We start from the raw sequence: 19,204 nt of genomic DNA on the forward strand, positions 1-19,204 counted from the left end.
GCCGGGGCTGCCGTCGGGCTGACGACGGACGGTAGCAGCTCGCCCGTGCCGCGATGATATGGTCTGGCCATCACGTGCCTATTCCATAACTACAAGAGAGCAAACGCGTGACTTCATTGGCTGCCTCATCCAAGGACCCGCATCAGCAGTTGCGCGTCCAGCGCTTCCTGATGAGCCTGGCGATGTACGTCCTGGCTTGTGTCCCCCAGGGCGTGTCGCTGTACAACGGCATCTCGCCCGCCTGGGTCATGGGCACCTGGCTGGTCATCGCGGTGCTGACCAACCTGGGGTTCTTCCTGCTGTTCCACACCGGCCTCAACCTGCGTCTGCGCGATCCGAGCCTGACCATGGCGCAGATGGTGGCGGCCATCGCCATGGTGCTGTTTACCCAGACCTACGCCGGCGAGGCCCGCGGTGCCCACCTGGTGGTGCTGCTGATCATCATGGTGTTCGGCTGCTTCCGCCTGCACACCCGCCAGCTGCTCGGCCTGAGCCTGCTGACCATAGTCGCTTACGGCCTGACCCTGCCGCTGATCGAGCACATCGAGGGCGAGCGCTTCAACCTGGCGGTGGAGATGGTGCTGTGGTGCAGCTTTTCCGCCTTCCTGCCGTTCATCTCCGTACTCGGTGGCAATATCAGCGAGCTGCGCAAGAAGCTCATGGCCAGCAACTCCCAGCTGCAGGAGGTGCTGCAGCAGGTGACCGAGCTGGCCACCCATGACGAGCTGACCGGGGTGTACAACCGCCGCTATCTGCTGGAAATGCTGACCCACGAGAAGAACCGCACGGACCGTGGCGGCGCCGGTTTCTGCGTGTGCATCCTCGACCTCGATTACTTCAAGCGGATCAACGACAGCTATGGCCATCCGGTGGGCGACGAGGTACTCAAGACCTTCGCCAACACCGTTCAGCCGCTGTTGCGCAGCACCGACTTCTTCGCCCGCTACGGCGGCGAGGAGTTTCTCCTATTCCTGCCACAGACTTCCCTGGAGATGGCCCAGCACTGCATCAAGCGCATCCAGGACGAGCTGGCGGTGACCGAGTACCAGGGCCTGCCGGCCGGTATGCGCGTCACCGCCTCGATCGGTGTGGCCCAGTACTACCTGCAGGAGAGCGTGGCCGGGCTGATCGAGCGCGCCGACAAGGCGTTGTACCGGGCCAAGCAGAACGGGCGCAACCGCATGGAACTGGCGCCTTATCACAGGCCCATCCTGATCTGATCCTCACCGCCGTCAGGTCAGCCCGGCCGCGTCGATATCCAGCAGCAGCAGACGGCGGCCGTTGTCGATGAACTGTCCGGCGGTCAGGCAGTACTGGTTGGTGGTGGCGTCGCGGTAGGTGCTGGACAGGGTCAGGCGCCTTTCTTCCCAGCCCTCGGCCAGCAGCTGGTAGAAGTAGGGCCGCCACGACCAGTTGTGCCCCAGGTAGCGCGGGTCCTCTTGCCAGCGCCGGCCGTCCCACTGCAGGTTGGGGCTGATCTGCGTGCCGTGGCGGTCGCACTGGTAGACGCGCAGCAGCCAGGGGTAGTCGAGCGGGCTGAACAGCTCCGCCAGTGTGGCGCCACGCTCCACCCAGCCGCGCATCAGGTTCATCACCTCGGCCAGTTGCTGGCGCAGGGTCACCAGCCTGGCCCGCTCGGCCAGCTTGCGTTGCACGTACTGCTCGCGCAGGCGGGCGAAGCGCTCGACGAAGGCGTCGGCGGCGAAGAACTGCGCCTCAGCCCGGGCAAACAGGTAGCCCTGCACGTAGCGCGCCCCGCACTCCAGGGCGAAATCCAGCTCGGCCTCGGTCTCCACGCCTTCGGCGATGATCCAGCAGCCGGTCTTCTCCGCCATCTGCGCCAGCGCCTTGACCACCTCGCCGCTGGGGCCGCCACGGGCCGCCTCCTGGAACAGGCGCATGTCCAGCTTGAGGATGTCCGGTTGCAGGGCCAGTACCCGGTCCAGCTGCGAGTAGCCGGCGCCGAAGTCGTCGATGGCGATGCGCGCGCCGGCTTCGCGGTAGCGCGCCACCACCTCGGCCAGCTTGTCGCTGCCACCGCCCAGTTCGGTGATCTCGAACACCACCCGCTGCGCCGCTATGCCCTGCCTGTGCAGCTGCTTGAGGCTGGGCAGCGCCTGGTTGGGGCGCAGGCGGGTGATCCAGCGCGGCGAGATGTTGAGGCTGAGGAACCAGTCCGCCGGGGCCTGGTGCAGGCGGGCAAGGGCGTCGTCGCGGATCTGCCGGTCGAGCCGCCGCAGGCTGGCCGGGGAGACGCGCGGGTCGGTGAACAGCGGGCCCACCGAACGCAGGCTGCCGTCGGCCTGGCGCAGGCGGCCGAGCGCCTCGACCCCGGCAATGCGCCCGGTGGCGGTGTCGATGAAAGGCTGGAAAACGGCGACTGGTTGGCCGTCGATCACGGACCGGTTCCTTGCGTGGATGGAAACTTGACCGGACGGCCCGGTCGGGATGCAGCTTGATTGCAAGAATGCGGCCAGCCGTGCCGATGGCTCTGCCGGGCGCCTGGGGCTCGTTCGCCTTGCGCACCTTTGGTGCGGCGCCGCAGGTAGGGGCGGCCTCTGCTGTGAGGTCGCGATCGGGAGTGGTACGGCGCTTGCTATTCAGTGGTGCGTCTTTTCGATCGACTGCCTTGTAATGGGGCGCTGCAAGGGTCCGGAGATGATCCTTGGGGTCGATACAAATAACTGAAAAATAAAGAAATTAGCTCCTTTTCGGGTTTTTCTGACGGGCCGGTGTGCGCCAGATGAGGTTTCCTTCGAGCCTCGACCTGGCGCATGAAGGCATCAGGATGGTGCGTATCTCGTCCGTCATGAACTGAATTGGTGCCAATACCGCCGGAGCCTACTGCCGATGGAAAACCTCAACAGCGCCGTGGAAACCCTGATCCACGGCTCCAACACCCTGTTCATCCTGCTCGGCGCCATCATGGTCCTGGCCATGCACGCCGGCTTCGCCTTCCTCGAAGTGGGCACGGTGCGCCACAAGAACCAGGTCAACGCCCTGTCGAAGATCCTCTCGGACTTCGCCGTCTCGGCCCTGGCCTATTTCTTCGTCGGCTACTGGGTGGCCTATGGCGTCACCTTCCTCGAGCCGGCCGCGACCCTGACCGCCGGCAACGGCTATGCCCTGGTGAAGTTCTTCTTCCTGCTGACCTTCGCCGCCGCCATCCCGGCGATCATCTCCGGCGGCATCGCCGAGCGCGCCAAGTTTGGCCCGCAACTGTGCGCCACGCTGCTGATCGTCGCGTTGGTCTACCCCTTCTTCGAGGGCCTGATCTGGAACGGCAACTTCGGCCTGCAGGCCTGGCTGACCGAGCGCTTCGGCGCGGCCTTCCACGATTTCGCCGGCTCGGTGGTGGTGCACGCGGTGGGAGGCTGGCTGGCCTTCGGTGCGGTGATCCTGCTCGGCCGCCGCGACGGCCGCTACCGCGATGGCCGCCTGGTGGCCTTCGCGCCGTCGAACATTCCGTTCTTGGCACTGGGCTCGTGGATCCTGATCATCGGCTGGTTCGGCTTCAACGTGATGAGCGCGCAGACCCTGGGCAGCATCAGCGGCCTGGTGGCGGTCAACTCGCTGATGGCCATGGTTGGCGGCACGGTCGCCGCGCTGCTGGTCGGCCGTAACGACCCGGGCTTCCTGCACAACGGCCCGCTGGCCGGCCTGGTGGCGGTGTGCGCCGGTTCCGACCTGATGCACCCGGTTGGCGCGCTGGCCACTGGCGCCATCGCCGGCGCCCTGTTCGTCTGGGCCTTCACCGCTACCCAGGTGAAGTGGAAGATCGACGATGTGCTCGGCGTGTGGCCGCTGCACGGCCTGTGCGGCGTGTGGGGCGGCATCGCCTGCGGCATCTTCGGCCAGAGCTACCTGGGCGGCCTGGGCGGCGTCAGCCTGGCCAGCCAGCTGATCGGCACCGCCCTGGGCGTGCTGGTGGCGCTGGTGGGCGGCTTCCTGGTCTATGGCCTGCTCAAGGCCGCGACCGGCATCCGCCTGAACCAGGAGCAGGAGTACTACGGTGCCGACCTGTCGATCCACAAGATCGGTGCCAATAGCCAGGACTGAGTCCGCGCTGGATAAAAGAAGCCCGCCGATTGGCGGGCTTTTTCGTGGTTGCGTGGCTTAGCGGTCGTAGCCCGGATGTAATCCGGGAAGCAGGCAACTCCGCCCCCGGATTGCATCCGGGCTACCAATAGCAGAGGACGGTCGGTTGCCTCTCTACCAGAGCGCCAGGCTGTAGCTTAGGATCAGGCGGTTCTCGTCCAGGTCGTTGCCGAAGTTGGAGCGTACCGTGGCGTTGCGCCACTTCACGCCGAAGTTCTTCAGCGGACCTTCCTGGAACACGTAGGCGATGTCTGTGTTGCGCTCCCACTCCTTGCCCTCGGACAGGCCGGCGCCGCGATCGACGTTGTCGCCGGACAGGTAGCGGGTCATGAAGGTCAGGCCGGGGATGCCGATGGCGGCGAAGTTGTAGTCGTAGCGGGCCTGCCAGGACTTCTCGTCCTTGAAGGCGAAGTCGCCGATCTGCACGTAGTTGACCAGGAAGGGGTCGGTGCCGCCGATGTAGGCGTAGCCGGTGTCGCCGTTCATCTGCTGGTAGCCCAGGCCGAAGGCATGGCCGCCAAGGGCATAGGTGAACATGGCGCCGAAGGCCTTGTTGTCGACGTTGCTGTCGCCATCGTCGGTGGAGCGGGCGAAACGGATATCGCTCTTCAGGCTCTGCTGGTCGCCCAGCGGCAGGACGTGCACGGCGCTGAGGATGTGCTGCCGGTAGAAGTTGTCCAGGGCGCCGTAGTGGTAGGCGGTGGTCAGCTGGTCGCTCCACTTGTAGCTGGCGCCGGCGAAGTTGAACTCGTCGCTGTCGACCCCGCTGGTGCCGGTGAAGCCGCGGCCGGTACCAGTGGTCATGACCATGGTCTCGTGGTCCGAGGAGTCACGCTGGTTGACCCGGCTCAGCTGGCCGGCATCGAAGGTCAGCCCGGCGAACTCCTGGGAGTTGATCCAGCCGCCCTGGAAGCTCTGCGGCAGCAGGCGCGAGTCGTTGGCCTGGACTACCGGCAGCTTGGGCATCAGGGTGCCGGCCTTGAGCACGCTGTTGGAGACCTTGACCTTGGCGGTGACGCCGAGGTCGCCGTAGCTGTCCTGGGCTTCGCCGCTCTCGCGGTCGCGCTGCAGCAGGCCGGTGCCGCTGGTGCCGCCACCGGAGTCGAGCTTCAAGCCCAGGGTGCCGATGGCGTCGACGCCGAAGCCGACGGTGCCTTCGGTGTAGCCGGATTCAACGCGCAGCAGGAAGCCCTGGGCCCATTCCTCGGCCTTGGACTGGGCGGCACCTTCCTGGCGGAAGTCGCGGTTCATGTAGAAGTTGCGCAGCTCCACATTGGCCTTGCTGTCTTCGATGAAGGCGGCCTGGCTGATGGTCGGCAGGGTGAGGCTGGTGCCCAGCGCGGCGAGGGCCACGCCGCGGGCAAGGGGGGACTTGCTCATTGTTATTGTCCTCGGCTGGTGATGGCGGCCCGGTTGTCCGGTCCGGTTGCAGCGAGGGCGAATAAACCACTTTGCCGCGGCGGCGGCCTCTAGACCTTGGTCGAGTCGAGCCTCACTCGATCCAGTGCGGGTAGTAGCCGATCCGGCGTTGCACCGCTTCGTCGTGGGCCGGGATCACGGTCAGGTCGGGGTGCTCTTGCAGCAGGCGATGGACCCTCTCCAGCTGCAGACGGGTGCCCTGTGGGTCGTTGTCGACCATGCGCTTGCTGATCCAGAACTTCTCCCGCGGGCCGGTGAAGCCCTCCAGGCGCCAGCTGGTGTCGCCGGTGAAAAAGAAGCGCCGGCCGTCGTCGAGGGTGAGGAACAGCCCCACCGAGCCCGGGGTATGGCCGTCCAGCGGCACCAGCACCAGGCTGCCATCGCCGAACATGTCGTGGCTGCGTTCGAAGCCCATGAACGGCTGGGCGGCGTAGAGGAAAGGCACCCAGCGCACGCCGTGGGCGAACTGGCTGGGCAGTACCGCCGGCGGGCCGGCGATCTGGCTGAACTCGATTTCCTCGTAGGGCGCCCACACCGGAACCTCGGCGAAGTCGGCCAGGCCCGAGGCGTGGTCCCAGTGGCTGTGGGTGAGGAGGATGCGGTCGATGCGGATGCCGTCGCGCTCCAGCTGGTCGCGCACCGGGGTAACCTTGCCATAGCGCAGCAGCGGCTTGTCGTACCAGGGCATCTCCGCTTCGAACTGCCGGTCCACCTGGCGGCCCAGGGAGGTGTCCAGCAGCAGGGTGGCGGCGTGGTGCTCGATCAGCACGGCGACGTGGTTGGCGATGGCCTTCTCGGTCCAGGCGCCACCTTCGATGGTGAAGGCGTCACGGGTCTCGGTCTCGGCGGTCTTGACCAGTGCGAAGCGCAGGCCGGCGGCCTGGCCGGTGCCGGCAAGGACCAGCAGCAGGCAGAGAAGCAGGATACGCATGTTCAGGCTCCTTGAACGGGCAGGTAGGGCGACGGTTCGGCGGCGCCGAAGGCCAGCGGCAGGCGGGCGCGGCGCAGGCGCAGGCGCCAGCGACCGGGACTGAGCGCCAGCATGCGTTCGGCGCCGGGTGGTGCGGGCTCGGCGTAGTCCTCGGGCCACACCAGCTCGGCGCGGGCTTCCAGATGCAGCAGATCGCCGCTGGCGAAATCGATCCACAGCAGCGCGCAGCGCGGCTCCAGCAAGAGGTTGCCGAGGGTGTTGAACATGAAGTTGCCGCTGTAGTCGGGCAGCCACAGGCGGCCGTCGGCGCCCAGGCGGACGAAGCCGGGCGGGCCGCCACGGTGCGAGACATCGATGTCCTCGCCATGGCAGCTGGCGATGAACAGGGTGTCGCTGCCCTCGACCAGGCGCAGCCAGCGCGGGTCGAGCCCCTCGCCCTGTTCCAGCGGCCCCGGCTGGCGCGGCTTGGCATGCCAGGCGCGGACCTGGATGTACTTGGGGCAGTTGCCGAAGGACTGCTGCACGGCGACGGCGAAACCCGTGTCGTCCAGCGCTTCGACATGGCCGTTCATGCGGTTGCGCCGGCGCGTCGGCAGCTCGATGCCGAGCAGGCCGAGGCTGGCGCCCGCCCGCAGATTGGCGGCCAGCGGATCGTCCGCCTCGGGGCGGGCGTCGATGCGCAGGCACCGCGGCTGCGGTGAGCGGGCGAAACCGGGCGTGCCCCAGAGCACGGAGGCCTGCGGCTGGCCGTTGGCGTCACGGCTGCCGACCAGCAGCCAGGGCAGCAGGGCGAAGAACTCGCGATGCTGCTCCGGCATGTGGTCGCGGATCACCCGCCGACCGATCTCCGCCAGCTTGTCGCGCACGCCGAGACGGGCCTGGATCTGCTGTTCACCGGGATGGAAGGGGGTGTCCATGGGGACTCCTCAGAGGCCGGGCATGCCGATGTAGCCGGGCAGGGCGCGGATGCGCGCGAACCAGGTGGCGAGATGGGCATAGGGCGCGAGGTCGAGGCCGCCATCGCCGGCCAGGGCGACATAAGGGTAGACCGCGATGTCGGCGATGCTCGGCGCAGCCCCTTCGGCCAGCCAGTCGTGGCGGGCCAGGTGGGCCTCCAGCAGTTCCAGGGTCTGGGTCGCGCGCCGCTGGGCCAGGGGCAGGTCGCCGGGCATGCGGAACAGCGCGTGCAGCCTGGCCTGGCCAGGGCCCTGGGCCACTTCGTTGGCGGCGAAGCTGAGCCAGCCGGCGATGCGCGCCTGGCTCAGGGCATCCTGCGGGTACCAGCTGGTCTCGGCGTAGCGCCGCGCAAGGTAAACCAGGATGGCCTGGGAGTCGTAGATGGCGCGACCGTCATCCTCCAGCAACGGTACCTGACCGCGCGGGTTGAGGGCGAGGAACTCGGCGCGTTTCTGCGCACCGCCGAGCAGGTCGGTCTGCACCAGCTCGGCCTCGCGACCGAGCAGGGCGAGGAACAGGCGGACCTTGTAGCAGTTGCCGGACAGGGTGAAGTCATGGAGTCGCATGGGAATAGCCTCGGGGTGAAAAGTGACTCGATAATAGACAGACAGGTCTGTATATTTCAAGCGAAGCCTTTCCGAACTGGAGCGGGAGTCGCCGCCCCCCGCATAATGTCCGTCACCTGGAGGACCCGATGGCATCAAGCAAACGCGAACAACTGATCAGCACCGCCCAGACCCTGTTCGCCCGGGAGGGCTACCATGCCACCGGCATCGACCGCATCCTGGCCGAGTCCGGCGTGGCCAAGATGACCCTGTACAAGCACTTCCGCTCCAAGGACGAGCTGATTCTGGCCGTGCTGGAACGGCGCGAGCGCGAGACCCTCGAGGGCCTGGCGCAGCTGCGCGCCAGCTGCCCGCCGCGCGAGGCGCTGCTGCGCACCTTCGACGGTCTGCACGCCTGGATTCACCAGGAGGATTTCTGCGGCTGCAGCTTCATTCACGCCGCGGCCGAGTTCCACCAACGCGAGCACCCCATCCATCGCCAGGCGGCCGCGTTCAAGGCGGCCTTCGCCGGGCATTTCCGCGAACTGTTGCAGGCGGCGGGGTTCGAACGGGCGGAGCTGCTGGCCGGGCAGCTGCAGTTTCTGCTCGAGGGAGCGCTGACCATCGCCCACGTGCAGGGGCCGGGCGACCAGGCGCTGCAGGCCAGGGCCGCCGCCGAAGTGCTGCTCGGCGCGGCCTGAGTCAGTCGCCGCCGAGCAGGCGTGCCTCGCCGGCCTCGATGGCCTGCAGCGGCCCGGACAGCAGTACGGCATCCCCCTCGCGCAACTGCGGGCGCTGTTCCAGCGGTAGGTCTATGCCGTCGCGGCGCACCGCCTGCACCTCCAGCCCCAGCTCCTCCAGATGCAGGTCCGCGGGGCACTGGCCGCAGGCATAGGCGTTTTCCGGCAGGTTGACCGCGTGCAGCAGCAGGCGCGGCTGTCCCTGGGCGTCCAGCAGGTTGGTCTGCGCGCCGTGATAGAAGCCGTGCAGCAGGCGATAGCGATTGCGCCGAACCTCGTCCAGGTGCTGGCGCACCCGTCGCTCGGGGATGCCCAGCATGACCAGGGCGTGGGAAGCCAGCATCAGGCTGGATTCCAGCACCTCCGGCACCACCTCGCTGGCGCCGGCGGCCTGCAGCTCGGCGAGGCAGCTGTCATCGCGGGTGCGTACCAGGATCTGCAGCTCGGGGCAGTGCAGGCGCGCCTGCTCGACTATGTGCAGGGCCACGTCGGTCTTGTCCACCGCCACCACCAGCAGGCGTGCCCGCTCGAGGCCGACGGCCTCGAGCAGGTCACGGCGGCGCGAGTCGCCGTAGTGCACATTGCTCTCGCCGGCGCTGGCCTCCTCGACCCGCACCGGGTCGTCGTCCAGGGCGACGAAGACCTGGCCTTCGCGCTGCAGGAAGCGACCGATGGACTGGCCGACCCGGCCGTAGCCGCAGATCACCACATGGCCCTCCAGCTCGGCGCTGCGGCTGGCGATCTCCTCCAGCGGGCTCTCGCGTCCGGCCTTGCGCCGCAGGCGCAGGGCCAGCAGGGGCGCGCCGCGCAGCAGCAGCGGCGTGAGCGCCATGGAACAGAAGGCCGCGGCCAGCAGCAGGCCGGCCAGGGGGGCCTCCAGCAGGTTCTGCTGGCGCATCAGGGCGACCAGAGCGAAGAAGAATTCGCCCGCCTGGGCCAGGGCCAGGCCGCTGCGCCAGGCGGTTTCGTTGTCCTCGCCGCGCAGCCTGACCAGCAATGCCACCAGGCCGAACTTGAGCGTCAGCAGCAGCAGGGTGGCGCCGAGGATGGCCCAGCCCTGCTCGGCGAACAGGCGCAGGTCGATCAGCATGCCGACGCTGACGAAGAACAGGCCGAGGAGGATGTCGCGAAATGGCCGGATGTCCGCCTCGATCTGGTGGCGGTAATGGCTCTCGCCGAGCAGCATGCCGGCGAGGAAGGCGCCCAGGGCCATGGACAGGCCCAGCAGGTGGGTGAGCCAGGCGGTGAGCAGGACGATGACCAGGGCGAGCATGACGAAAAGTTCGGCCGAGTGCGACTGCGCCACTTCGTGGAACAGCTTGGGCAGCAGCCAGCGGCTGGCCAGCAGCAGGCCGAAGAACAGCAGCAGGGTCTTGCCCAGGGTCAGCGGCAGCGCCCAGTACCAGGGCTCGCCGCCCTGGCCGGCGACCACCGGCACCAGGGTCAGCAGCAGCACCGCCACCAGGTCCTGGAACAGCAGCACGCCCATGGCGTTCTGCCCGTGGCCGCTGAACACCTCGCCGAGGCTGACCAGCTCCTTGCCGACGATGGCGGTGGACGACAGCGCCAGGCCCAGGCCCAGCAGTGCCGCGCTGACCGGGGCCAGGCCCGCCAGCCAGAGGGCCGCCCCCAGGGCCGTACCGCACAGGGCCACCTGGGCGCTACCGAGGCCGAACACGGTGCCGCGCATGGCCAGCATGCGCGGCAGGGAGAATTCCAGCCCCAGGCTGAACAGCAGGAACACCACGCCCAGTTCGGCCAGCCGTGGCAGATCGCGGGCCGAGTCGATCCAGTCCAGTGCGGCCGGGCCGACCAGCAGGCCGACGCACAGGTAGCCGAGCACCGGCGGCAGGCGCAGGCGGCGGAACAGGGCGATGACCAGCAGCGAGCAGGCCAGGATGATCAGCAGGTCGGTGAACAAGTGGATTCTCCCCATCGATGGCACCGAGCATGCCGAAGCCGGACGGGGTCGTCCATGATCCGTGGCAATACCTGGCCGCTGGTCGGTTGAGATTCAAGTTTCCCCGGCGCTGGCCGTCAACGGATCAGATGTCCTGCCCTGGTACGCCGCCATGAACACTCTGGCTTCGCTTTCCCCGTCGCTGTCCCGCCCGTCGCTGCTCAACAACCTGTCCGCTCCGCGCGGCCAGGCCGATGCGCAGAACACCCTGGCTAACCGCCTGGCTGAGCGCCTGGGCCTGGAACCCGGTGCGCTGAGTGGCGCGCGCGAGGACTTCAGCCCGGACAAGGTGGCGGAGCGCGTACTCGGTTTCATCGAGCAGCGCCTGCAGGGTGAGGCCGCCGCCGGCGCCGATCCGGCCAGGCTGGAGGGGCTGCTTGCCCAGGCCCGCGAGGGGGTGGAGAAGGGCTTCGCCGAGGCGCGCAAGATCCTCGACGGCATGGGCATGCTCAAGGGCCGGGTGGCCGAGGATATCGACAGCACCTACGACAAGATCCAGGCCGGTCTGCAGGGGCTGCAGCAGGACTACGTGCCCAAGACCCCGACCGACAGCGGCAGCACAGGCCTGGTCGCGGCAGCGGCCTACAGCGAGCGTTTCGCCGCCCGCGCCGAGACCTTCGACATGCAGGTCACCACCCGCGATGGCGACCGCCTGCGCATCTCCGTGGCGGCGGCCTCGGCCAGCTGGTCGCAGAGCCGCGCCGTGGCCGCCAGCGATGGCAGCACGGCGCTGCTGGCGGCCAGCAGCAGTTCCGGCAGCATCCAGATCGGTGCCTGGCAGGTGCAGGTCGAGGGCGAGCTGGACGATGAGGAGCGCGCCGCGCTGGAGGACTTGTTCGGCCAGGTGCAGGAGCTGTCCAACCAGTTCTATGCCGGCGACCTGGCCGGCGCCTTCGACCGAGCCCTGGCGCTGGACATGGACGGCTCGCAGCTGGCCTCCATGTCCCTGCGTCTGACCCAGACCACCGTGCGCCAGGCCACCGATGCCTACAGCGCCGTGGCGCAGCAGGGTGGCCAGGCGGCCAGCGCGGTCAACGACAGCCTGGTGGACTACGCGCGCGGCCTGCTGGAGGCGCTGCGCAGCGCCGACAGGCTGGCGGACGATGCCAAGGGCACCCTGGAGCAACTGCTCGAAGGCGGCTTCGCCCTCGACGAGCGCTTCGGCGACGAGCTGCTGGACAAGGCCGGTGCGCTCAACCAGCGCCTGCTCGATGGCCTGCAGGGGCTGCTGCAGGACGAGGCGCCGGCTGCCTGAGTGCGGTGTTAGACTGGGCCTTCGCATGCTTCCGAGGTTCTAGTCGATGCCGCCCGAATGCCAACTCTTCGGCACCCTTGGCTGCCACCTGTGCGAGGTGGCCGAGGCGCTGCTGATGCCCTTCGTCGAGCACGGCCTGCTGGTCGAGCTGGTCGATATCGCCGAGCGCGAGGACTGGGTCGAGCAGTACGGCCTGCGCATCCCGGTGCTGCGCCGCTGCGACAGTGGCGCCGAGCTCAACTGGCCCTTCGATGCCGAGCAGGTGGTGACCTTCCTGCGCTGAGTCGTTGCTTGATATCTTGAACGGGTGATGCGTATTTTGTACGGATCGCCGCGTTCGCGGCATCACAGGGACAACAGGACATGACAGCCGACGACCGCCGTTCGCTCGCCGAGCGCTTGAAGGGAATCGACGAGATCGAATGCGTCACCGCGGACCTCAACGGGGTGCCGCGGGGCAAGGTGATGAGCGGTGCCGGCTTCCTCGAGGGGCGGCGCCTGCAGCTGGCGCGCGGGGTGCTGCTGCAGTGCATGATGGGCGGCTACCCGCCTGCGCGTTACTACGGCAGCGACGATGGCGACCTGGCACTGACCTGCCCCCCGGAGCGGGTCTTCCGCCTGCCCTGGAGCGAAACGCCGCGAGCCCTGGCGATCTGCGATGCCGAGGAACTCGACGGGCGCAGCTGCGGCCTGTCCACCCGCAGCCTGCTGCGGCGCGTGGTCGAGGGCTATGCCGAGCATGGCTGGCAGCCGGTGGTGGCCACCGAGCTGGAGTTCTTCGTCTTCGAGCGGCATGCCGATCCGCAGCAGCCTTTCCTGCCTCCGGCCGGGCTGGACGGACGCCGCGAGTGCGGGCACTCGGCGTTCAGCGTGTCCTCGAACAACGGCCTGCGCCCCTTTTTCGCCGAGGTTTACCGCTGCATGGAGGCGCTGGGCCTGCCGCGCGATACCTTCATGCACGAAATGGGGGTCAGCCAGTTCGAGATCAACCTGCTGCATGGCGATCCGCTGCAGGTGGCCGACCAGACCTTCCTGTTCAAGCACCTGCTCAAGGAGGTCGGCCTCAAGCACGGTCTCAGCGTGGTGTGCATGGCCAAGCCGCTGCCGCATACGCCGGGCAGTTCCATGCATATCCACCAAAGCGTGGTGGAGCAGGGCGGCGACAACATCTTCAGCTCCGCCGATGGCGAGGCGACGCCGGCATTCTTCCACTTCATCGCTGGCCAGCAGGCGGCAATGGCCGACTTCACCCTGCTGTTTGCCCCCCACGTGAATTCCTACCAGCGCCTGTGCCACCCCTATGCCTCGCCGAACAACGCCTGCTGGTCGCATGACAACCGTGCCGCCGGCCTGCGCATTCCGGCCAGCGCTCCGGCGGCAAGACGGGTGGAGAACCGTCTGCCGGGAGCGGACGCCAATCCCTACCTGGCCATCGCCGCCAGCCTGGCCGCCGGCCTGCACGGCCTGCGCTGCGGCCTGCAGCCGAGCGCGCCGATCCAGGGCGAGTTCGAGGAGCCGGAGGCGCTGAGCCTGCCATGTACCCTGCATGCGGCGCTGCAGCGCCTCAAGGGCAGTGCGCTGGCGCGCCAGTGGTTCGGCGACGAGTTCGTCGACGGCTACTGCGCCAGCAAGGAGATGGAGCTGATGAGCTACCTGGACGAGATCACGCCTTGGGAGCGACGGGTGCTGGGAACCCAGGCCTGAAGCGCGAAGGCCGCCTCGCGGCGGCCTCCTGCTATTCCTGTTCGATGCGCCGCGCCTCGCGCTGCAACTGGTAGACGAAGCGCTCGACCTGACGCTGCTCCAGGCCGCTCATGCGGAAGAAGCGCAGGCCGACGAAGGTCATGTTGGCCTTCTCCTCAAAGTGCACGTGGCGCAGCTCGGCGGCGGTGCTCATCGCGCCGATCGGTAGCATGGCCGCGAAACGTTCGTAGACCTGGCCGGGCTGCAGGCGGTCAACCACGTTGCCGGGAAAGCGCAGGCGGCAGCCGGTGGCCGAGATGTCCAGCATCTGGCCCTTGAGGGCCGGGCTGAGCTTGCTGCCGGACAGTTCGATATTGACCAGCTGGCCCTGGCCCAGGGCGGCGCGGAAGGCGTTGCGGCGCTGGTGGTAGGTGATGCGTTCGGGCATGTAGCCCCAGTAGCAGCGCGCGCCCTCCAGCTCGCCGATGCGCACCGGGTCCTCGCACTCCCAGGCGATGCGCACGCCATCGTGAAAGGCCTCGACGCTGAAGGCCTCGCCATTTTGTAGGAAGCGTTCGCCGTCGCTGGGGATCAGCTCGTCCAGGGCTATTACTCCGCGCTCGCGGTTGACCTCGACCAGATAGCTCTGGAATCGCTGGTTGCGGTCCTTGAACTTGATGATCAGCGGGTCGTGGCCCTGCTGCAGCAGACGCAGGTTGGCGAAGATTTCCAAGGGGGCGGTCAGCACCTTGGGTGGCTGCGGACCATCTTCCTCGATGAATGGATTGGACACGATCCGGGAGTCTCCAGGCGCAAAAGTACTACTGCACTAGAATACTGGCATATTGCCTGTATGTCCCTGTGCTCGTTGTTATGCTCAGGCTTGGCTGAGGGGGCGTTGCTGCGCGATTCTAGCGGCGCCGCCGCGGCTGTCATAGAGCCCCGGCGTTTCGCCGCCACGCAGGATGCCCAGTACGCTCTTCAGCGAGGCCTGGTTGGCGCGGATCAGCCGGCCGTTGCGCTGGTTGGCGTCGCGGCATTGCTCCAGGAGGGCATTCAGCTCGTCACTGCGGGACAGCAGCTCGGTGCCGTTGGCACTGCGGCTGGCCAGGGTTTCCAGGCCGACGCGGTCGGCGCTCAGTTGTTGCGCGGCGAGCAGTTGGCTGCGAGCCGTGCCGTGCTGTTCGAGCAGGCCGAGGAGGGGGAGCTTTTCGCCGAGGATCTGCTCCAGGCGCGGCAGGTCCCGTTCGCCCATGGCCTGGAATTCGGCATCGATCAGTTCAAGCAGGCGCTGGGCCGTGCCGATATCTTCGATGAAAAGGTGCAGCAGGTCGTTATCTTGCATCGCGGGCTCTGGGGATCGGGCGTCCAACACCCCCAGCGCAGCCCTTGGACTAGCGCTGGGATTCGAAATCGAGGAGCTTGCCGGCGACGCGCTGGGCGTCCACCTGGTAGCTGCCATCGGCGATGGCCTGCTTCAGCTTGGCGACGCGCTCTTTGTCCACGGTCGGCAGATCGCGCAGCTTGTCGCTGACTTTCTGCAACTGCTGGGCTTCGCGGCTGAGCTGCACGGATTCGCCGGTCTTGGCGCTCGAAGCCTGCTCATCGGCAACCTGCACCGCGCTCGGCGGCGTGTTGCTGACGGCCTCGTTGCGGCCGCTGGCCTGAGCGCTACCGGCACGCCCGTTGTTGGCGGGGCCGGCGGCATTATTCAGCCGGTTGAAGTCGATGACCATGTTAGTAAACCTCTGACGGGATCTGGACGCTTGACTAGGATGTCGGCCGGTTCCGTCGAAACTTTAGGGCGCAATTATGTGCGTCGTTTAACAGTGTAGGAAATCGTCGGGGATTTGCGCTACAAGAATCGTGCCTACATGTCCACCTCGACCTGGCCAGGTCCTACCACGCGAGCCCTGATCACACGCTGGGAGCTCAGGTTGCGTACGCTGATCTGCTGGCCGAGAGTGCCGCCGGACAAGGCCTCGCCCTGCATGCGCACATTGATTCCACCTCCGCGGGCGGCGATTACCACCTGGTCGCCGCGTTTAACGCTCTCCGCCACCTGCAGGTGCGCCGGGGTCAATACCTGATCTGCCTGAAGCGGGCGCGTCAGTTTTTTGCCGATAGCTTGCTCGGGATCGCTGATATAGCCTCGGTTAAGCAGGCCGACATCCTGCTCGATCATGGCGATATCCGCCGGACCGATGATGCTGTCGCGCTTGAGCGGGGTCTTGAGTACCGCCACGGGACGGAAGATGCGCACCTGGGCAGGGACGAACACCGTCCAGGGTGTACTACCTTCGCAGCTGACCCGCACCGTGACCCTGCCGACGGGCTGGGTCGGGCTTTCCAGGCTCTGTGTCAAATCGCTGTCGCAGGCAGCCAGGCGCAAGCGTGGATCGAGCGCGTTGACCTGAATCTCATGCCTCGCGGGGATTTCGCTACGCTCTAGATAATCCTCGACCATGAATTCAAGAAAGCCTTCGGTAGCGCCGATAAGTTCTTCGGGCAAGGTCAGCGGAGCCGCATGCGGCGAGCTGTAGCCGAACAGGCCCAAAGCGGGTAAAACACCGGCAAGCACAAGGCGTTTTGCCATTATGCGTCGGGAAAGTGTCGTGAGTGCGTTCATGCAACTCACGAAGCAAGGCCCGTGCCGCCTGCTAGGCTTTAGCAGAACGCGCGGCGATATGAACAATAAGGAGTCTGGGCATGGCCGGAGTATTGGACTCGGTTAACCAGCGTACCCAACTGGTCGGGCAGAACCGCCTGGAGCTCTTGCTGTTCCGTCTGGACGGTCAGCAGCTCTATGGCATCAACGTGTTCAAGGTGAAGGAGGTGCTGCAGTGCCCCAAGCTCACCGTGATGCCCAAGTCCAGTCAGGTGGTACGTGGTGTGGCGAACATCCGTGGGGGCACCATCCCGATTCTCGATTTGGCCCTGGCCACCGGTAGGTCGGCGCTGGACGATATCCAGAACAGTTTCGTGATCATCACCGAGTACAACACCAAGGTGCAGGGCTTTCTGGTGCGCTCGGTGGAACGCATCGTCAACATGAACTGGGAAGAGATCCATCCGCCACCCAAGGGTACCGGCCGTGATCATTACCTGACGGCCGTGACCCGAGTCGACAACAAGCTGGTGGAAATCATCGACGTGGAGAAGATCCTCGCCGAGGTGGCGCCTATGTCCGAGGCCATCTCCGAGGGCGTCGTCGACGTCGAGACGCAGGCCAAGGCGGTGTCCAAGCGGGTGCTGATCTGTGACGACTCCTCGGTGGCGCGTAAGCAGGTCTCGCGCTGCCTGGAAAGCGTAGGTGTCGAGGTGGTGGCGCTCAATGACGGGCGCGAGGCCTACGACTACCTGCGCAAGATGGTGGAGGAGGGCAAGAACCCGGCGCAGGAATTTCTCATGCTGATCTCCGATATCGAGATGCCGGAAATGGACGGTTACACCCTCACGGCGGAGATCCGTTCCGATCCGAGGATGCAGAACCTCCATGTGATTCTGCATACTTCTCTCTCCGGCGTGTTCAATCAGGCGATGGTCAAGAAAGTGGGGGCGGACGATTTCCTCGCGAAATTCCGCCCGGACGATCTGGCCTCCCGCGTGGTCGAGCGCATCCGGGTAGCTGATGGAGGCTGAGGGTCAGACCCTCGGTTAGGACTATGTTTGGCGAGGCGGCATTAGTGTCTTCAGGCAATTTGGACTTCGAGCAGTTTCGGACCTTTCTGGAGAAGGCCTGCGGCATTCTGCTGGGGAGCAACAAGCAGTACCTGGTTTCCAGTCGCCTCAACAAGCTGATGGAGCAGCAGGGCATCAAGAGCCTCGGCGAGCTGGTGCAGAAGATGCAGGCCCAGCCGCGCGGTGGTCTGCGCGAGCAGGTGGTCGATGCCATGACCACCAACGAGACCCTGTGGTTTCGCGATACCTATCCTTTCGAGGTGATGAAGAACCGGGTTCTGCCGGAGCTGATCAAGGCCAATCCCAGCCAGCGCCTGCGCATTTGGTCGGCGGCCTGCTCTTCCGGGCAGGAGCCCTATTCGCTGTCGATGACCATCGACGAGTTCGAGAAGACCAACCTGGGTCAGCTCAAGGCCGGCGTGCAGATAGTCGCCACCGACCTGTCGCCGTCGATGCTGACGGCCTGCAAGTCCGGCGAGTACGACAGCCTGGCCATGGGCCGCGGCCTGTCGCAGGAGCGTCTGCAGCGTTACTTCGATCCCAAGGGGCCGGGGCGCTGGGTGGTCAAGCCGGCGATCAAGAGTCGCGTGGAATTTCGCCCGCTGAACCTGCTGGAGAGCTACGCCGCGCTCGGCAAGTTCGACGTGGTGTTCTGCCGCAACGTGCTGATCTACTTCTCCGCCGAGGTGAAGAAGGACATCCTCACCCGGATCCATGCCACCCTCAAGCCGGGCGGCTACCTGTTCCTTGGCGCCTCCGAGGCGCTCAACGGCCTGCCGGACCTGTACCAGATGGTCCAGTGCAGCCCGGGGATCATCTACAAGGTGAAGTGATCCCGCCTGGGACGTGCAACGGGAGGCCAATGGCCTCCCGTTTTCTTTTGGGGCGGCAAAGGGCATTGCCGGCTTTGCCGCTTGCCACCGCGAAAGCGGAAAAGCCTTGCCGCTTGCCGCTCCCTAGGTGGCTTTTAAGTTTCTAACTCATTGAAAAATAAATATAAATAAAATTGGCACAGCCTTTGCTGAATGTCTGGTACGACGCCCACACGGCAAAGGTTCCAGGTCATGAGCATCAGTTTCGACAAAGCACTCGGCATCCACGAAATGGCCCTCGGCTTCCGCGCTCAGCGCGCCGAGGTGCTGGCCAACAACATCGCCAACGCCGACACCCCGCACTACAAGGCCCGTGACCTGGATTTCGCCGCCGTGCTCGCCGAGCAGAACGAGAAGCAGGGCGGCAAGACCTTCGGCCTGAGCCGCACCGACAGCCAGCACATTGCCGCCGACGGCATCCAGCTGGCCGATCCGGCACTGCGCTTCCGCACCCCGTTCCATCCGTCCATCGACCAGAACAGCGTCGACATGCAGCAGGAGCAAGCCAACTACGCCGAGAACGCGGTGCAGTTCCAGGCCAGCTTCACCTTTCTCAACAGCAAGTTCAAAGGGCTGGTCAGCGCCCTGCGCGGCGAATAAGGGAGATCACGAACATGTCACTCGCCAGTGTCTTCAACATCGCCGGTACCGGCATGAGCGCCCAGAGCACTCGCCTGAACACCATCTCCAGCAACATCGCCAACGCCGAGACCGTCTCCTCGAGCATCGAGCAGACCTACCGCGCGCGCCACCCGGTGTTCGCCACCGTGTTCGAGTCGAGCCTGGAGGGTGATCGCGGCTCGCTGTTCGCCGACCAGGACCAGGCCGGGCGTGGCGTGCAGGTACTGGGCGTGGTCGAGGACCAGAGCAGCCTGATGCCGCGTTACGAGCCGAACCACCCGGCGGCGGACGACAAGGGCTACGTGTACTACCCGAACGTCAACGTGGTCGAGGAAATGGCCGACATGATCTCCGCCAGCCGTGCCTTCCAGACCAACGTGGAAATGATGAATACCGCCAAGCAGATGATGCAGCGCGTGCTGACCCTGGGCCAGTAAGCGGC

At 66.3% G+C, this 19,204-nt stretch carries 20 protein-coding genes; 10 read left to right on the forward strand and 10 right to left on the reverse strand.

The window, feature by feature from the left end; all coding sequences use genetic code 11:
• Positions 1-107: 107 nt before the first annotated feature.
• Entirely contained in the window at positions 108-1,220 is a 1,113-nt protein-coding gene (locus DMO17_RS17005) for a GGDEF domain-containing protein (RefSeq protein WP_146224929.1), read from the forward strand.
• A gap of 12 nt (positions 1,221-1,232) precedes the next feature.
• On the opposite strand, the gene DMO17_RS17010 is transcribed toward DMO17_RS17005, so the two are convergent.
• A complete protein-coding gene (locus DMO17_RS17010) occupies positions 1,233-2,399 on the reverse strand; it encodes an EAL domain-containing protein (protein WP_110683665.1) in 1,167 nt (388 codons plus the stop codon).
• 451 nt (positions 2,400-2,850) lie between these two features.
• Between DMO17_RS17010 and DMO17_RS17020 the strand changes: the two genes are divergently transcribed.
• The gene (locus DMO17_RS17020; RefSeq protein WP_110683667.1) at positions 2,851-4,059 is read left to right on the forward strand and encodes an ammonium transporter; all 1,209 of its coding nucleotides are present in this window, start codon (positions 2,851-2,853) and stop codon (positions 4,057-4,059) included.
• A gap of 153 nt (positions 4,060-4,212) precedes the next feature.
• Here the strand turns inward: DMO17_RS17020 and DMO17_RS17025 are convergent, their stop codons facing one another.
• The 4 genes from DMO17_RS17025 to DMO17_RS17040 all read right to left on the reverse strand — a co-directional run bounded on the left by DMO17_RS17025 (position 4,213) and on the right by DMO17_RS17040 (position 7,971).
• Positions 4,213-5,478, reverse strand: coding sequence for an OprD family porin (locus DMO17_RS17025; protein ID WP_110683668.1), 1,266 nt, complete (start codon positions 5,476-5,478; stop codon positions 4,213-4,215).
• Positions 5,479-5,590: 112 nt separating this feature from the next.
• On the reverse strand, positions 5,591-6,448 hold the full coding sequence (locus DMO17_RS17030; RefSeq protein ID WP_110683669.1) for an MBL fold metallo-hydrolase: 858 nt from the start codon (positions 6,446-6,448) through the stop codon (positions 5,591-5,593).
• A gap of 2 nt (positions 6,449-6,450) precedes the next feature.
• Positions 6,451-7,365 (reverse strand): pyridoxamine 5'-phosphate oxidase family protein, encoded by a 915-nt coding sequence (locus tag DMO17_RS17035; protein ID WP_110683670.1) that lies wholly within the window; start codon positions 7,363-7,365, stop codon positions 6,451-6,453.
• Positions 7,366-7,374: 9 nt separating this feature from the next.
• Positions 7,375-7,971 (reverse strand): glutathione S-transferase family protein, encoded by a 597-nt coding sequence (locus DMO17_RS17040; protein WP_110683671.1) that lies wholly within the window; start codon positions 7,969-7,971, stop codon positions 7,375-7,377.
• 128 nt (positions 7,972-8,099) lie between these two features.
• Between DMO17_RS17040 and DMO17_RS17045 the strand changes: the two genes are divergently transcribed.
• Entirely contained in the window at positions 8,100-8,651 is a 552-nt protein-coding gene (locus tag DMO17_RS17045) for a TetR/AcrR family transcriptional regulator (protein WP_110683672.1), read from the forward strand.
• A 1-nt stretch (position 8,652) separates the two neighbouring features.
• On the opposite strand, the gene DMO17_RS17050 is transcribed toward DMO17_RS17045, so the two are convergent.
• On the reverse strand, positions 8,653-10,611 hold the full coding sequence (locus DMO17_RS17050; protein WP_110683673.1) for a monovalent cation:proton antiporter family protein: 1,959 nt from the start codon (positions 10,609-10,611) through the stop codon (positions 8,653-8,655).
• A gap of 151 nt (positions 10,612-10,762) precedes the next feature.
• Here DMO17_RS17050 and DMO17_RS17055 point away from each other — a divergent pair, with 151 nt between their 5' ends.
• The 3 genes from DMO17_RS17055 to DMO17_RS17065 all read left to right on the forward strand — a co-directional run bounded on the left by DMO17_RS17055 (position 10,763) and on the right by DMO17_RS17065 (position 13,609).
• On the forward strand, positions 10,763-11,905 hold the full coding sequence (locus tag DMO17_RS17055; RefSeq protein ID WP_110683674.1) for a DUF5610 domain-containing protein: 1,143 nt from the start codon (positions 10,763-10,765) through the stop codon (positions 11,903-11,905).
• 46 nt (positions 11,906-11,951) lie between these two features.
• On the forward strand, positions 11,952-12,188 hold the full coding sequence (locus tag DMO17_RS17060) for a glutaredoxin family protein (RefSeq protein ID WP_110683675.1): 237 nt from the start codon (positions 11,952-11,954) through the stop codon (positions 12,186-12,188).
• A gap of 80 nt (positions 12,189-12,268) precedes the next feature.
• Complete coding sequence (locus tag DMO17_RS17065; RefSeq protein WP_110683676.1) at positions 12,269-13,609, forward strand: glutamine synthetase family protein; 1,341 nt, start codon at positions 12,269-12,271, stop codon at positions 13,607-13,609.
• 31 nt (positions 13,610-13,640) lie between these two features.
• Here the strand turns inward: DMO17_RS17065 and DMO17_RS17070 are convergent, their stop codons facing one another.
• The 4 genes from DMO17_RS17070 to flgA form a co-directional block, all read right to left on the reverse strand.
• Complete coding sequence (locus tag DMO17_RS17070) at positions 13,641-14,381, reverse strand: flagellar brake protein (protein WP_110683677.1); 741 nt, start codon at positions 14,379-14,381, stop codon at positions 13,641-13,643.
• A gap of 84 nt (positions 14,382-14,465) precedes the next feature.
• Positions 14,466-14,933 carry a flagella synthesis protein FlgN gene (locus DMO17_RS17075; RefSeq protein ID WP_110683678.1) on the reverse strand — a complete coding sequence of 156 codons (468 nt, stop codon included), beginning with the start codon at positions 14,931-14,933 and terminating at the stop codon, positions 14,466-14,468.
• Between the two features lie 49 nt (positions 14,934-14,982).
• Positions 14,983-15,324, reverse strand: coding sequence for a flagellar biosynthesis anti-sigma factor FlgM (flgM, locus tag DMO17_RS17080; RefSeq protein ID WP_110683679.1), 342 nt, complete (start codon positions 15,322-15,324; stop codon positions 14,983-14,985).
• Positions 15,325-15,458: 134 nt separating this feature from the next.
• Positions 15,459-16,217 (reverse strand): flagellar basal body P-ring formation chaperone FlgA, encoded by a 759-nt coding sequence (flgA, locus tag DMO17_RS17085; protein ID WP_110683680.1) that lies wholly within the window; start codon positions 16,215-16,217, stop codon positions 15,459-15,461.
• An 80-nt stretch (positions 16,218-16,297) separates the two neighbouring features.
• Between flgA and DMO17_RS17090 the strand changes: the two genes are divergently transcribed.
• The 4 genes from DMO17_RS17090 (at position 16,298) to flgC (ending at position 19,199) form a co-directional block, all read left to right on the forward strand.
• The gene (locus DMO17_RS17090; protein ID WP_110683681.1) at positions 16,298-17,230 is read left to right on the forward strand and encodes a chemotaxis protein CheV; all 933 of its coding nucleotides are present in this window, start codon (positions 16,298-16,300) and stop codon (positions 17,228-17,230) included.
• A 44-nt stretch (positions 17,231-17,274) separates the two neighbouring features.
• On the forward strand, positions 17,275-18,102 hold the full coding sequence (cheR, locus tag DMO17_RS17095; RefSeq protein WP_110683764.1) for a protein-glutamate O-methyltransferase CheR: 828 nt from the start codon (positions 17,275-17,277) through the stop codon (positions 18,100-18,102).
• Between the two features lie 231 nt (positions 18,103-18,333).
• Complete coding sequence (flgB, locus tag DMO17_RS17100; RefSeq protein WP_110683682.1) at positions 18,334-18,741, forward strand: flagellar basal body rod protein FlgB; 408 nt, start codon at positions 18,334-18,336, stop codon at positions 18,739-18,741.
• Between the two features lie 14 nt (positions 18,742-18,755).
• A complete protein-coding gene (flgC, locus tag DMO17_RS17105; RefSeq protein WP_110683683.1) occupies positions 18,756-19,199 on the forward strand; it encodes a flagellar basal body rod protein FlgC in 444 nt (147 codons plus the stop codon).
• The last annotated feature ends 5 nt before the right edge of the window (positions 19,200-19,204 follow it).

Origin of the sequence: Aquipseudomonas alcaligenes, assembly GCF_003205495.1 — a bacterium.
GTDB classification, from domain to species: Bacteria; Pseudomonadota; Gammaproteobacteria; order Pseudomonadales; family Pseudomonadaceae; genus Aquipseudomonas; species Aquipseudomonas alcaligenes_B.